Source organism: Nonomuraea muscovyensis, from assembly GCF_014207745.1.
Lineage (GTDB): Bacteria > Actinomycetota > Actinomycetes > Streptosporangiales > Streptosporangiaceae > Nonomuraea > Nonomuraea muscovyensis.
Window position 1 is genome coordinate 2,233,575 of record NZ_JACHJB010000001.1, and the last position, 12,838, is coordinate 2,246,412.

A 12,838-nucleotide genomic window follows, 5' to 3' on the forward strand; every position below is an offset into this window, starting at 1 on the left:
AATTGGGACGATTAGGACTGAAGCCGACAAAACACACATTACGCCAGCCCGCTCCCGCGGCCGGGCAAGCCCCGCGCGTGATCCCTTGCAAGATCGCCCACCCTTGTTAGGGTTCGGTGTCAGGGCACCTCCCGCCGGCGACGCACCCAGGGGGCCGCATGAGCGAGACCGTGACACTGCCGTTGCACATGCGGCGGGCGGAGTTCGACCCGGCCCCCGAGCTGGGCAGGCTACGCGAGGAGGAGGGCGTCCGGCGCGTCATGACGACGCTCGGCCAGCCGGCCTGGCTGGTCACCCGCCACGCCGACGTCCGCATGGTGCTGGGCGACGCCGAGCGGTTCCCGCTGGCCAGGCAGGGGCTGGCCCGCCTGCCCGGCGCGCCCGAGTTCACCGAGGAGCAACTCGCCCAGCTCCAGGCGGGCAACCTGCTCGCGCACGACCCGCCCGAGCACACCCGGCTGCGCAGGCTGCTGGCGGGCGAGTTCACGATCCGCCGGATGCGCCGGCTGGAGCCGCGGATCACGCGCATCGTGGCCGACCACCTCGACGCCATGGAGCGCGCCGGATCGCCGGCCGACCTCGTGCCGGCGTTCGCGCTGCCGATCCCGTCCCTGGTGATCTGCGAGCTGCTGGGCGTGCCGTACGCCGACCGCGAGGGCTTCCAGCACCGGACGAGCCGCATGCTCGACATGTCGGTGCCGCCGCAGGAGCGGGTGGGGCTGCAGCTCGAGTCGCGCGCCTACATGGCCGACCTCGTCGGCCGCGTCCGCGCCGAGCCGGGCGAGGAACTCCTCGGCATGCTGGTGCGCGAGCACGGCGACGAGCTGACCGACGACGAGCTCGTCGGCATCGGCAGCCTCCTGCTCGTGGCCGGCCACGAGACCACCTCCAACATGCTGGGCCTCGGCACCCTCGCCCTGCTGCGGCACCCGGAGCAGCTCGACCTGCTGCGCAAGGAGCCCGAGCGCGTCGACGCCGCCGTGGAGGAGCTGCTGCGCTGGCTCAGCATCGTCCACTCCGGCACGCTCAAGGTCGCCACGGCCGAGGTCGAGATCGCCGGCCACACCATCCGGCCCGGCGAGCTGGTGATGTGCTCGCTGCCCACCGCCAACCGCGATCCCGCCTTCCTGCCGGAGCCGCAGGCGCTCGACATCGCCCGGGGCGGGCCCGGCCACCTGGCCTTCGGCCACGGCGTCCACCACTGCCTGGGGGCGCCGCTGGCGCGGATGGAGATGCGGATCGCCTTCCCGGCCCTGCTCGAAAGGTTCCCGGGGCTGCGCGCGGCCGAGCCCGAAGGGCGCTTCCGCGCCTTTCACCTCGTGTACGGCCTCGCGTCGCTGCCGGTCGAGTGGTGACCCGCCGGCCCCGTCAGGCGTCGAGCACCTCGGCGACCTCGACGCGCGGGTGACGGTCGCGCAGCCGCTGGACGGCCTCGACGGGCGCCCGCGAGTCGACCACGACGATGTCGAACGCGTCGAGCGGGGCCACCCGGTGCAGCGCCACCCGGTCGAGCTTGGTGTGGTCCACCGCGAGGACGCAGCGCCTGCCGGAGGCCAGCATGGCGCGCTTGACCAGGACGATCTCCTGTTCCTGGTGGAAGGCGTGGCGGTCGGAGACCGCCGAGGTGGAGACGACGACTGTGTCGGTGTTCATCGCCTCGACCGCGTCGACGCAGGCCACGCCGAGGAACGAGTCGTGCGTCGGGTAGTACTCGCCGCCGAGCGCCATCAGCCGGATGCCGGGCATGGGGGCGAGCAGCTTGATCGCCTCCAGGAAGTTGGTCACCACGGTCAGCGGGGCCACCTCGCCGAGGTGGCGGGCGACGGCCAGCGCGGTCGTGGAGTCGTCGAACATGACCGAGCTGCCCGGCTCGATCAACCCCACCACGTGCCGGGCGATGGCCTCCTTCTCGGCCGTCTGCGCGGTCATCCGGTAGGCGATGTTGCTCTCGAAGACACTGGAGGCCAGGGCGCTGGCGCCACCGCGGTACTTGCGCACCATGCCCTGGCTTTCGAGCAGGTCGAGGTCACGGTGGACGGTCATCACGCTCACGCCGAAGGCCTCGGCGAGCTCCGTCATCGACGCCGAACCCTGCCGCATGACGTGTTCGGCCATCGCCTGGCGCCTGGTGGCTCCGCCGGTCGTGCGTGGACGCGACTTCACCCATACTCCCGAGATCCCGCTGATGAGCCTGCTCAGAACGTCTTCAATCTCTCACACCGTTGACACCTCGGGGAGCGGCTCGTAATCTCCACCGCACGCCCTCGCTGAATCGTTCCAGACGATCGCCCGGGAGGGCACCGGTGACGCGGATGCGCACCCGCGACGACCAGCGCATAACCTGACTGATAACGGCTCGGTTCCAGCCCAGATGATCCGCGCCGGTGCGAGGCACCATGACAGCGGCGACCGCAAGCACCTCGAAGCAGCGGCAGGCAGGCCGGCTGCCCGCCGAGGTGACGAGTTTCGTGGGCCGTCGGCACGAAGTGGCCGAGGTCAAGCGACTGCTGTGCGCGTCGCGTGCCGTCACACTGACCGGACCCGGCGGTGTCGGCAAGACCCGGCTGGCGCTGCGGGTGGCGGTCGACCTGGCCCGTGACTTCCGCGGCGGCGTGTGGTTCGTGGAGCTCGCCGGCGTCGAGAGCCCCGACATGCTCGCCCAGATCGTGGCCGAGGCGCTGGAGATCCGCGATTACAGCGCGTCCGCGCCGATCGACGTGCTCGTCCAGCACCTGCGCGACAAGCAGGCCCTGGTGGTCCTCGACAACTGCGAGCACCTGGTGTACGAGTGCGCCGCGCTGGCCGAGACGCTGCTGCGCGCCGCGCCCGCGCTGCGCGTCCTCGCCACCAGCCGCGAACCCCTGGGCTTCGCGGGCGAGCAGACGCTGCCCGTGCCCACGCTGGAGCTGCCCGGGAGCGACCACCTGCCGGCCGAGTCGCTGGCCCGGTTCGACGCCGTCCGCCTGTTCACCGAGCGGGCCCGGGCCGTGCTGCCGTCGTTCGAGGTGACCGAGGAGAACCGTGACGTCGTCGCGCGGATCTGCCGCCGGCTGGACGGCCTGCCGCTCGCCATCGAGCTGGCCACGGTCCGGCTGCGCGCGCTGTCCGTCCAGCAGCTTCTCGACCGGCTGGACGACCGGTTCCGCCTGCTGACCGCCGGGTCGCGGGCGGTGCTGCCCCGTCAGCGGACGTTGCGCGCGCTGATCGACTGGAGCTACGCGCTCTGCTCCGAGCAGGAGCAGCTGATGTGGGCGCGGGTGTCGGTGTTCGCCGGCGGGCTCGACCTCGACGGGGCGGAGGCGGTCTGCGCGGGTGACGGCATCGCCCGCGAGGACGTGCTCGACCTGGTGAGCGGCCTGGTCGACAAGTCGATCCTGCTGCGCGAGGAGCACGGCTCGCGGGTGCGCTACCGGCTCCTGGAGATCATCCGCCAATACGGCGTCGAGAAGCTCGCCGAGCGCGGCCAGGTGGAGATGGTGCAGGGGCGGCACCGCGACTACTACAAGCAGATGGCGGCGCAGGCGCGGGAGCAGCTCTTCGGGCCGGGGCAGGTGGCCTGGTTCACCAGGCTGCGGCTGGAGCACGCCAACCTGCACACCGTCCTCGAACACTGCTTCGCCCACCCCGACGAGGCCGTCACCGGCCTGACCATGGCCTCCGACCTGCTCTTCCACTGGATCACCGGCTACTACCTGGGCGAGGGCCGGCAGTGGCTGGACCGGGGGCTCGCGGCCTGCACCCGGCCGGACGAGTCCCGCGCGCGGGCGCTGTGGTCCAACGGCTGGCTCGCCGTGATCCAGGCCGACCTGCCGGCCGCCACGGCGATGCTGGCCGAGAGCAAGGCCATCGGCGAGCGGCTCGGGCTCGACTCGGTGCTGGCGTACGTCGCGCTCTACAACGGCATGGTCGCCATGTTCGAGGGAGACACCGAGAGCGCCATCGCCTTCTACGAGGAGGCCCTGGAGCGGCACCGGGCGACCGGCGACCCGGTGGGCACCGCGTCGGCCCTGATCCGGCTCTCCCTGGCCTACTCCTTCCGCGGCGACTCCGAGACGGCCATCTCGCTGGGCGACGAGTGCCTGGCCGTGGCCGACGCCCACGGCGAGGGCTGGCACAAGGCGTACATGATGATGGCGCTCGGCGTGGACGTGTGGCGGCAGGGCGACCTGCGGCGCGCGACCGAGCTGGAGACGCACAGCCTCCGCTTCAACCGCACGGTCGACGACCCCCTCGGGGTCGGCGTCAACCTGGAGGTGCTGGCGTGGATCGCCGCCACCGAGGGGCGACACGAGCGGACGGCGCGGCTGCTCGGCATCCTCGACACCGTCTGGCAGGCGATCGGGGCTCCGCTGTCCGGGTACGGGCACCTGGCCCACTACCACGACGAGTGCGTCGCCCTCACCCGCAAGACGCTCGGCTCCTCGGGCTTCGAGGCGGCCTTCGAGGAGGGCGCCCGGTTGTCCTACGACGAGGCGCTGGCCTACGCGCTCCAGGGGGACGAGCACGTGGACGAGGCGATCACCAGGAACGGCTTCGCGGCCAGGGACCGGGCGCAGCCCAGGAGCGGCGCCGGCGCCCCCGCGCCGCTGACCCGCCGCGAGATGGAGATCGCCCGGCTGGTGGCCAAGGGCATGACCAGCAAGGAGATCGCGGCCGACCTCGTCATCTCGCAACGCACCGTGGAGAGCCACATCGAGCACATCCTGAGCAAGCTGGGCTTCCACTCCCGGACGCAGATCGCGGTGTGGGTGGGCGAGCAGGTCAGGACCGTCGAGGAGGACGGTGGCCAGTAGGGCGGAGGCGAGGGAGGCTCGGCGAGTGGGGGCCCGGTCAGTAGGGCAGCGGGCGGCCCGAGGGGGTGCGCAGGTCCTGGGTGGAGCCCCAGACCGGCTGGCGCGGTTTGCGGATCTTGATCTGGATCCGTCGCACGATCGTGTCCTTCCGGTCGGGTTCAGGCGTGAATGGAACCGGACGCGGGGAGCTCGAACCAGTCGGCGGCCCCCTCGGGTGTCGCGGCGTCGCCCCAGCAGCAGGCCAGCCGGGCGAGCAGGTGGTGCGCGCGCCTGTCGGGGCGGGACGGTACGGGGTCGAGCCGCTCGACCTCCCCGCGCAGCAGGCCGTCCTCGGTCGTGAGCGTGAGCCGGAACCTGTCGCAGGTGCCCACGGCGGCCTCGACCAGCTCGCCCACGAGAGACTCCGCCGCCGCGATGCGGTGATGCAGCCCCCAGCGGGCCAGCCGGTCACGGGTCGCGTGCCGGGCGCCGTCCACCGACGACCGCTCGGCCGCGAACACCCAGGAGACCATCCAGGTCTCCTCGATCTCCACTGCCGGGACCAGCGGACCATGACTGGTCCGTATAAGGCTTCTCAACATGTCACCCTCGCCGAATGTTCCTCGTCCGCTCTTGGTACCAGGCTGCTTCGGCGCCGACCTCCCCGGTACGGGGAAAACCCCTAAATCGCTACCTATCCGGCGTAGGTAGGTACCTCCGTGGCGGGCGGCGGAAGAATCTTGGAAAGATGTGCGCCAGGACGTCGATGAGCGGCCGGCCTGCTTCGACCCAAGACGTCAGCGCCCGAGGGGGGCGCGCAGGGAAGGACGCGGGACATGAAGTACATGCTGTTGATGCAGTTCAGCGAGCGGGACAACCTCCCCCCGATCGACACCTGGCCGGCGGAGGACGTCAAGGCCCACATCCAGTTCATGTACGAGCTCAACAACGAGCTCACCGCGGCCGGGGAACTGGTGTCGGGGGAAGGGCTGGCGGAGCCCGACCAGGCCCGGATCGTCCGGGCCCGAAGGGGCGGCGCGCCGGTCGTCACCGACGGGCCGTTCCCGGAGACCAAGGAGTTCCTGGTCGGCTGGTGGATCGTCGACGTCGAGAGCCACGAGCGGGCGATCGAGCTGGCCGCGCGGATCTCGGCCGCGCCCGGCCCCGACGGCCGCCCGCTGAACATGCCGATCGAGGTGCGCCAGGTCATGGCGGGACCGCCGGAGGAGCTGTGAGCCTTGGTTAGCGCCCCGATCGACGACCTGCTGCGCGAGCTGGCGCCGCAGGTCGTCGGGGTGCTCACCCGGCGCTTCGGCGACTTCGACACCGCCGAGGACGCCGTCCAGGAGGCGCTGCTCGACGCCGCCGCCCAGTGGCCCGAGCAGGGTGTCCCGGGCAACCCGCGCGGCTGGCTCATCCAGGTGGCCTACCGGCGGATGACCGAACAGCTCCGCAACGAGCAGGCGCGCCGCCGCCGCGAGGAGCTGGTGGCCGCGCGCACCCCGGCCGACCGGCAGGCCGCGCCGCCCGCGGACCTGGTGTACGAGAGCGACCGCGACGACACGCTGGCCACCCTGTTCCTGTGCTGCCATCCGGCGCTGACCCCGCCCTCGGCCATCGCCCTCACCCTGCGCTCCGTCGGCGGGCTGTCCACCGCCGAGATCGCCCGCGCGTTCATGGTGCCCGAGGCGACGATGGCGCAGCGGATCAGCCGCGCCAAGCAGCGCATCAAGACCTCCGGGGTGCCGTTCGGCATGCCCGCGCCCGAGGAGCGGCCCCGGCGGCTGGCGTCGGCGCTGCACGTGCTGTACCTGATCTTCAACGAGGGCTACGCCAGCAGCACCGGCCCCGACCTGCAGCGGGTGGAGCTGTCGCGCGAGGCGATCCGGCTGGCCAGGACCGCGCACCGGCTGATGCCCGACGACGCCGAGGTGACCGGACTGCTCGCCCTCATGCTGCTCACGGACGCGCGCCGGCCCGCGCGCACCGACGCCCACGGCACCCCGATCCCCCTGGCCGAGCAGGACCGGGGACTCTGGGACGGCGCCGCCATCGCCGAGGGCGTCGCCCTCGTCACCGCCGCCCTCTCCCGCGGCTCGGTCGGCCCGTACCAGCTCCAGGCCGCCATCGCCGCCGTCCACGACGAGGCGCCCAGCGCCGCCGAGACGGACTGGCCGCAGATCCTCGCCCTGTACGGCCTGCTGGAGCGCATGTCCGACAACCCGATGGTCTCCCTCAGCCGGGCCGTCGCCGCGGCCATGGTGCACGGCCCCGCGACCGGCCTCGGCCTCCTCGACCGGCTCGCCGACCAGCTCGACGGCCACCACCGCTTCTACGCCACCCGGGCTCATCTCCGGGAGATGGCCGGCGACCTCGGCGCGGCGGTGGCCGACTACCGCGCGGCCGCCGGCCGGACGACGAACATCCCCGAGCGCGACTACCTCACCACCCGCGCCGCCCGCCTCGCCGAGGACCTGGCTCAGCGGCGTGCACGCTGACGAAACTAGGGGCGGATCGTTTCAGAGCGGCGGAACAGGTGCCGCCTCCCCTCGGCCCGGAACCGCGCCCGCGCCCGGACCTGCGTGCCACGGGCCCGTTTCAGCCCGCCGCCGACGTCGAAGACCGCGGTGTACGACTCGCCCGGCCTGAGCGTCACCGACTTCGGCCCGGTGGCGCGGCGCCCGTCGAGCGTGACCTCGACCTGCCGCCACGACACCGCCGACCCGTTGCGCAGCGTCACCATGACCTGCCCGTCCACCCCGAGCACGGCCAGCCCGTACGGCAGGCGCGGGTCCGCCCCGATCGACGCGTCGAGCCGGGCCAGCAGCTCCTCGGCCAGTTCGGGCCGCTCGGCGGACAGGTCGCGGCGCTCGCCGGGGTCGGCGGCGAGGTCGTACAGCTCCACCCGGCCCCGGGGGCCCGCGCCCGCGATGCCCGGCGCGAACCTGATCAGCTTCCAGTCGCCGTGCCGGATCGCCTGCATCTTGCGTGGCCGGTTCCACACCAGGTGGTCGCGCTCGGGCGCCCCGTCGCCGGTCAGCAGACCCCGGAACGAGCGGCCGTCCAGCCCCGCCGGCGCCGGCACGCCCGCCAGGTCGGCCAGCGTGGGCAGCACGTCCCAGAAGGCCACCGGCGTGCTCTCGACGCGCGGGGACAGCCGGGGCGACCAGGCGATCATCGGCACGCGGATGCCGCCCTCGTACAGGTCGCGCTTGTCGCCCCGCCACGGGCCGTTGGAGTCGAACAGCTCGGGCGTCACGCCCTTCTCGTGGTGCGGGCCGTTGTCGCTGGTGAACAGCACCAGCGTCCGCCCGGCCACCCCGGCCTCGCGCAGGGTGGCGACCAGCGTCGCCACGTCGGCGTCGAGCCGCGACACCTGGGCGGCGTGCCGGCGGTTGGCGCGGGTCCAGGGGCGGTTCTCGTACGGGCCGGCGTCTCCCGGGACCACGCTCGGGGAGTGGGGCAGGTTGCTGGCGTAGTAGAGCAGGAACGGACTGCCGGCCCGGCGCCTGATGAAGTCGGCCGCCCGCCGCCTGAACAGGTCGGGCGCGTACGCCGTGCGGCCGAGCCGGACCCGCTCGCCGTCGCGCCACAGGTAGTCGGGGTAGTACTCGTGGGCGTGGCGGTGGCCGATGTAGCCGAAGAACTCCTCGAACCCGCGGGCGTTGGGATGCGACACCTGGTCCGGCTCCTCGGGCCCGAAGCCCCACTTGCCGATGCAGGCGGTGTGGTAGCCGGCCAGCCGCAGCAGCTCGGCGAAGGTGAGGTCGGCCTCGGTGAACGAGCGCTGCTGCCCGCCCTCGGGATTCTCGCGGACGGTGCCGTGACCGGCGTGCAGGCCGGTGAGCAGGGCGGAACGCGACGGCGCGCACAGGGGCGCGCCGGAGTAGGCGGCCTCGAACCTGACTCCCTCCTCGGCGAGCCGGTCCAGGAACGGGGTGCGGATCTTGCGCTGACCCTGGCTGCCGATCTCACCCCAGCCCAGGTCGTCCGCGAGGACGACGACGACGTTGGGCCGGTCGGGCAGGGCGGCGGCCGCGTGGGCCGTCCCGGCGACGGGCGGGACGGCCAGGGTGGCCAGAGTGCCGGTGAGGAAGGTGCGGCGCGAGGGCCCGACGATCATGGGGGATACCTTCTGGGCACCGGGCGATCGGCGAGCGAACACCCGGAGGACGGGAGGGGAACACGTGGGCGAAGCAGGGCAGGGGCGGATCAGGGCAGGCCAGAGGTAGCCCCACAGACCGCAGATCTCCCTCAGCTCGGCCGGGACCTCCGCGGGGGACGGCAGTGGGCGGGCCTCGACGACCGTGCCACTGCGAATCTTGTCACGCCAGTCGCCGATGCCCTTCACGAATCCCCCGTGATCCTGCCGGCCGTAGTCGAGCATGGCGGGCTCCCAGCCGACGCCGAGGTGGTCGCACAGGCCGCGCAGCACGGCCTCCGGGTCGGCGACGAGGTCCTCGTACCTGACGGTCGGCCCGTCCAGGTGGGTGCGGGCCTCCTGCAGGTAGGTCATGTAGGCCAGCGTGCGGGGCACGGCCTCGGCCACGGGCCGGTTCTCGGGGTCCGCCTCGTGCCACGACCGCACGATGGACGCGGGGTACCGCAGCAGGAAGACGAACCGCGCGTCGGGCCAGCAGGTCGCGATGCGCCGCCAGGCGAAGACGTTGCTGGGCGTCTTCTCCACCAGGACGGGCTTGCCGCTGCGGGTCAGTTCCCGGTGCAGGAGGCGGTCCCACACGATGTGCTCGATGTCGCTGTGGGTGTGGCCGAGGTGCGTCATCGCCTGCCGTACCGGGTCGGTGGTCAGGCCGACGGTCGTGCGGCGGAAGTGCGTCTCGATGGGCGAGTGGATCCGCGAGTGGCTGTTCAGCATGACCCGCAGCAGCGTGGAGCCGGAGCGGACGGACGACAGCAGGAACACCGGCCGGCGCAGCAGCCGGTCGAAGGCGGGGTCCACGGGCGGGCGCACGACGTCGTCCGGCAGCCGTCGCGCCTCGGGCGCCGGCTTGGGCAGTGGCGGCGGCCGCCGGTGCACGCGGCGCGTCAGCGTGTATCCGGTCAGCCCTTCGAGGGTGGCGTTGGCCCTGTACCTCCAGCTCATGGGCACGCACCGTAGACACCTGCCGTGAACCCCGGGTGAAGCGAAGCTGTGAAGACGTCCTCGGTTTACCCACGGCTATCTTGACCGTTCGTTCTAAATAGGGCTAGGGTTCCGTACGTGGCCAGGACCAAGGAATTCGATCCGGACACCGCCCTGCGCGCCGCGCTGGAGCTGTTCTGGGAACGCGGCTACGAGGCGACCTCGATGGCCGACCTCGTGGAGCGGCTGGGCATCGGGCGGGCGAGCCTCTACGCCACGTTCGGCGGCAAGCACGAGCTGTACATGCGGGCGCTGCAGCACTACCTGGAGACCAGTGACCCGTCGCCGATCGAGCTGCTGTCGCAGCCCGGCCCGGCCCTGCCCGCCGTCCGGCGCCTGGTGGAGCTGTACGCGGCCGAGTCGGCGTCCGGCGCGGGCAGGCGCGGCTGCATGATCGTCAACGCGGCAGCCGAGCTGCTGCCGCGCGACGAGGAGGTGCGCCGCCTGGTCGACCGCAACTGGGACGGCCTGGAGATGGCGCTGACCACGGCGCTGATCCGGGCGCGGGCGCAGGGCGAGCTGGCGGCGGGCAAGGACCCGCAGGCACTGGCGAGATTCCTGCTCGTGGTGCTGCAGGGCATGCGACTGATGGGCAAGGCCTCGGCCGACCCCGCGCGGATGCGTGACGCGGCCGCGCAGGCGCTCAGCCTGCTCTGATCCCGCCCTGCCGTCGAAAGGCTTTCGGATGCCCTCAATCTTGAACGATCGGTCTATTATACGCGCTCCCATCTTCGTGGTCCTCGGAGCCGTACAGGTCGTCCTCATCGCCTCCATCACCCTGCTCGTCGTCCCGCTCCCCGCGATCCAGCGGGAGATGGGGCTCGGCCGGCCCGACCTCGCGCTGCTCACCTCCGCCTACGGCCTGTCGTTCAGCGGCCTGCTGCTGCTCGGCGGCAGGCTCGCCGACCTTCACGGGCACCGGCGCCTCTTCGTGGCCGGGATGGCCGTCTTCGGCGCGGCCTCGGCCCTGTCCGCCGTCGCGCCCGGCTTCGCCGCGCTGCTGCTCGGCAGGTTCGCCCAGGGGGCCGGCGCGGCGCTCGCGGCGCCGGCGGCGCTGGCGCTCGCCCGGTCGATGGTGCCGGACCCGGCGCGGCTGCCCCGCGTGCTGGCCGTGTGGGGGACGCTGTCGGTGACCGGCGCGACGGCCGGCAGCCTGCTCTCCGGCGTCGTCGTGGCGCTCGCGTCGTGGCGGTGGGCGTTCGCCCTCCCGGTGGTGGTGCCGGTGCTCGCCGTGGCGGCGGTCCGGCGGCTCCCCGCGGACACGCCCCGGCGGGCCCGGCTCGACGTCGCGGGGGCGGTGCTCGCCACCGCGGGCATGGTCGCGCTGAGCTACGGGCTGCTGCACGGCACCCCGGTCCCGGCGGCCGCGGGCGGGCTGCTGCTGGCGGCGTTCGTCGCCGTGGAGGCCCGCACGGCCGCGCCGCTGCTGCCCCTGGCCTTCCTCGCGTCGCCGGCGCGGGCGGCCGCGCTGCTCGCGATACTCGTCACGGCGGCGGCCAGCGCCACCCACATGTTCTTCCTGACCCTGTGGTTCCAGCAGGTGCGCGGCATGTCGCCGCTGCTCACCAGCGCGGCGTTCGCGCCCTACCTGCTGGTCTTCGCCATGGGGCCGGTCTCCGGACGGCTGACCGGCCGGTTCGGCGCCCGCGCCGTGACCGCCTGCGGACTCCTCCTGGGAGCGGCGGCCATGGCGCTGTTCAGCCTGATCGAGGCGGACACCCCGTACACCGGCGTGGTGCTCGCCGGGCTGCTGCTCTTCCCCGTCGCGTCCGGCCTGGCCTTCTCGGGCGCGACCGTGGCCGCGCTCGACGGGGTGCCCCGCCGGCAGGCCGGGCTCGGCGGTGGCCTGCTCAACACCGCCATGGAGGCCGGGCCCACCGTCGGGCTGGCCACCCTCGCCGCCGTCGCCGCGGCCGTCACCGGGCCCCGCCAGGACCCGGCCGCGATCACCGAAGGGTACGCGGCCGCGCTGGCGGTCGCCGCTCTCGTCTTCACCCTCACCGCGGCGCTGGTCGGCGTCGCGCGATCACCTGGAAAGAGGTTGGCATGAGGTTCGCAGAAAAGTCCGTCCTGGTCACCGGTGGCGGCTCCGGCATCGGCCGGGCCACCGCCCTCGCCTTCGCCCGGGAGGGCGCGCGGGTCGTGGTGGCCGGGCGTGGCCGGGAGCCGCTGGAGCAGACGGTCAAGCTGGCCGAGGAGGCGGGCGGGCAGGCCACCGCCATCACGGCCGACGTCACGCGCCCCGCCGACGTCGAGCGGCTGGTCGCCGGCGCCGTCTCGGCGTACGGGGGGCTGGACGTCGCCGTCAACAACGCCGGCATCCTGACCTTCGGGCCGGTGGCGGAGATGGACGAGGCCGACTGGGCGCGGACGTTCGAGGTGAACGTCACCGGCGTGATGCTGTCGATGAAGTACGAGATCAGGCACATGCGGGCCGCCGGCGGCGGCGTCATCGTGAACGTCAGCTCCAACCTCGGGCCGTTCAAGCGGATCCCCGGGATGGGCGCGTACGCGGCCAGCAAGGCGGCCGTCAGCGCGCTGACCCGCACCGCGGCGCTGGAGTGCGTCGGGGACGGCATCCGGATCAACGCGGTCAGCCCCGGACCGCACGACACCGACATGTCGAGGCTTCCGGGCGAGACGGAGGAGGAGCGGGCGGCCCGGCTGGGGCTGCCGATCGGGCGCGTCGGGACGCTGCGGGAGGCGGCGGGCGCGATCCTCTGGCTCGCCTCGGACGACGCCGGCTTCGCCGTGGGCCACGACCTCGTCGTGGACGGCGGCGCCACCGCCTGACACCCCCGCCCAGGCCCCCGGGAGAGGCCGACTCCCCCGGTCGGGGCGGCGCCGGGAGGGTCACAGGGCGGGGGTCGCGGGGCGGTGTGGGCTGGGGTGGTCCTGCCCGGGGGCGGCGGCGATCGAGGAT

Annotated in this window: 10 protein-coding genes; 7 read left to right on the plus strand and 3 right to left on the minus strand. The window is 73.2% G+C overall.

What is annotated here, in order from left to right; translation table 11 throughout:
- Nucleotides 1-158 precede the first annotated feature (158 nt).
- Nucleotides 159-1,355, plus strand: coding sequence for a cytochrome P450 (locus FHU36_RS10560; RefSeq protein WP_185083541.1), 1,197 nt, complete (start codon nt 159-161; stop codon nt 1,353-1,355).
- Nucleotides 1,356-1,368: 13 nt separating this feature from the next.
- On the opposite strand, the gene FHU36_RS10565 is transcribed toward FHU36_RS10560, so the two are convergent.
- Complete coding sequence (locus FHU36_RS10565) at nt 1,369-2,163, minus strand: DeoR/GlpR family DNA-binding transcription regulator (protein WP_312891530.1); 795 nt, start codon at nt 2,161-2,163, stop codon at nt 1,369-1,371.
- Between the two features lie 233 nt (nt 2,164-2,396).
- Between FHU36_RS10565 and FHU36_RS10570 the strand changes: the two genes are divergently transcribed.
- Nucleotides 2,397-4,793: a helix-turn-helix transcriptional regulator gene (locus tag FHU36_RS10570; RefSeq protein WP_185083542.1), complete on the plus strand. Its 2,397-nt coding sequence runs from the start codon at nt 2,397-2,399 to the stop codon at nt 4,791-4,793.
- 158 nt (nt 4,794-4,951) lie between these two features.
- On the opposite strand, the gene FHU36_RS10575 is transcribed toward FHU36_RS10570, so the two are convergent.
- The gene (locus tag FHU36_RS10575) at nt 4,952-5,305 is read right to left on the minus strand and encodes a hypothetical protein (RefSeq protein ID WP_185083543.1); all 354 of its coding nucleotides are present in this window, start codon (nt 5,303-5,305) and stop codon (nt 4,952-4,954) included.
- Nucleotides 5,306-5,608: 303 nt separating this feature from the next.
- Between FHU36_RS10575 and FHU36_RS10580 the strand changes: the two genes are divergently transcribed.
- A complete protein-coding gene (locus FHU36_RS10580; RefSeq protein ID WP_185083544.1) occupies nt 5,609-6,007 on the plus strand; it encodes a YciI family protein in 399 nt (132 codons plus the stop codon).
- Between the two features lie 3 nt (nt 6,008-6,010).
- A complete protein-coding gene (locus FHU36_RS10585; RefSeq protein ID WP_185083545.1) occupies nt 6,011-7,270 on the plus strand; it encodes an RNA polymerase sigma factor in 1,260 nt (419 codons plus the stop codon).
- 5 nt (nt 7,271-7,275) lie between these two features.
- Here the strand turns inward: FHU36_RS10585 and FHU36_RS10590 are convergent, their stop codons facing one another.
- Entirely contained in the window at nt 7,276-9,876 is a 2,601-nt protein-coding gene (locus tag FHU36_RS10590; RefSeq protein WP_185083546.1) for a sulfatase-like hydrolase/transferase, read from the minus strand.
- A gap of 117 nt (nt 9,877-9,993) precedes the next feature.
- Here FHU36_RS10590 and FHU36_RS10595 point away from each other — a divergent pair, with 117 nt between their 5' ends.
- From FHU36_RS10595 to FHU36_RS10605, 3 genes are read left to right on the plus strand one after another with little or no spacing between them, the layout of a single operon-like run.
- Entirely contained in the window at nt 9,994-10,572 is a 579-nt protein-coding gene (locus FHU36_RS10595) for a TetR/AcrR family transcriptional regulator (RefSeq protein WP_185083547.1), read from the plus strand.
- 28 nt (nt 10,573-10,600) lie between these two features.
- Nucleotides 10,601-11,965 (plus strand): MFS transporter, encoded by a 1,365-nt coding sequence (locus tag FHU36_RS10600; RefSeq protein ID WP_185083548.1) that lies wholly within the window; start codon nt 10,601-10,603, stop codon nt 11,963-11,965.
- The gene (locus FHU36_RS10605) at nt 11,962-12,708 is read left to right on the plus strand and encodes an SDR family NAD(P)-dependent oxidoreductase (protein ID WP_185083549.1); all 747 of its coding nucleotides are present in this window, start codon (nt 11,962-11,964) and stop codon (nt 12,706-12,708) included. The genes FHU36_RS10600 and FHU36_RS10605 overlap by 4 nt, the downstream gene beginning before the upstream one ends.
- Nucleotides 12,709-12,838 lie beyond the last annotated feature (130 nt).

Bases quoted from the DNA above. Each gene is read 5' to 3' on its own strand.
- FHU36_RS10580 (WP_185083544.1), top strand. From the start codon at position 5,609: ATGAAGTACATGCTGTTGATGCAGTTCAGCGAGCGGGACAACCTCCCC.
- FHU36_RS10570 (WP_185083542.1), top strand. From the start codon at position 2,397: ATGACAGCGGCGACCGCAAGCACCTCGAAGCAGCGGCAGGCAGGCCGG.
- FHU36_RS10600 (WP_185083548.1), top strand. From the start codon at position 10,601: ATGCCCTCAATCTTGAACGATCGGTCTATTATACGCGCTCCCATCTTC.
- FHU36_RS10590 (WP_185083546.1), bottom strand. From the start codon at position 9,876: ATGAGCTGGAGGTACAGGGCCAACGCCACCCTCGAAGGGCTGACCGGA.
- FHU36_RS10575 (WP_185083543.1), bottom strand. From the start codon at position 5,305: ATGGTCTCCTGGGTGTTCGCGGCCGAGCGGTCGTCGGTGGACGGCGCC.
- FHU36_RS10605 (WP_185083549.1), top strand. From the start codon at position 11,962: ATGAGGTTCGCAGAAAAGTCCGTCCTGGTCACCGGTGGCGGCTCCGGC.
- FHU36_RS10560 (WP_185083541.1), top strand. From the start codon at position 159: ATGAGCGAGACCGTGACACTGCCGTTGCACATGCGGCGGGCGGAGTTC.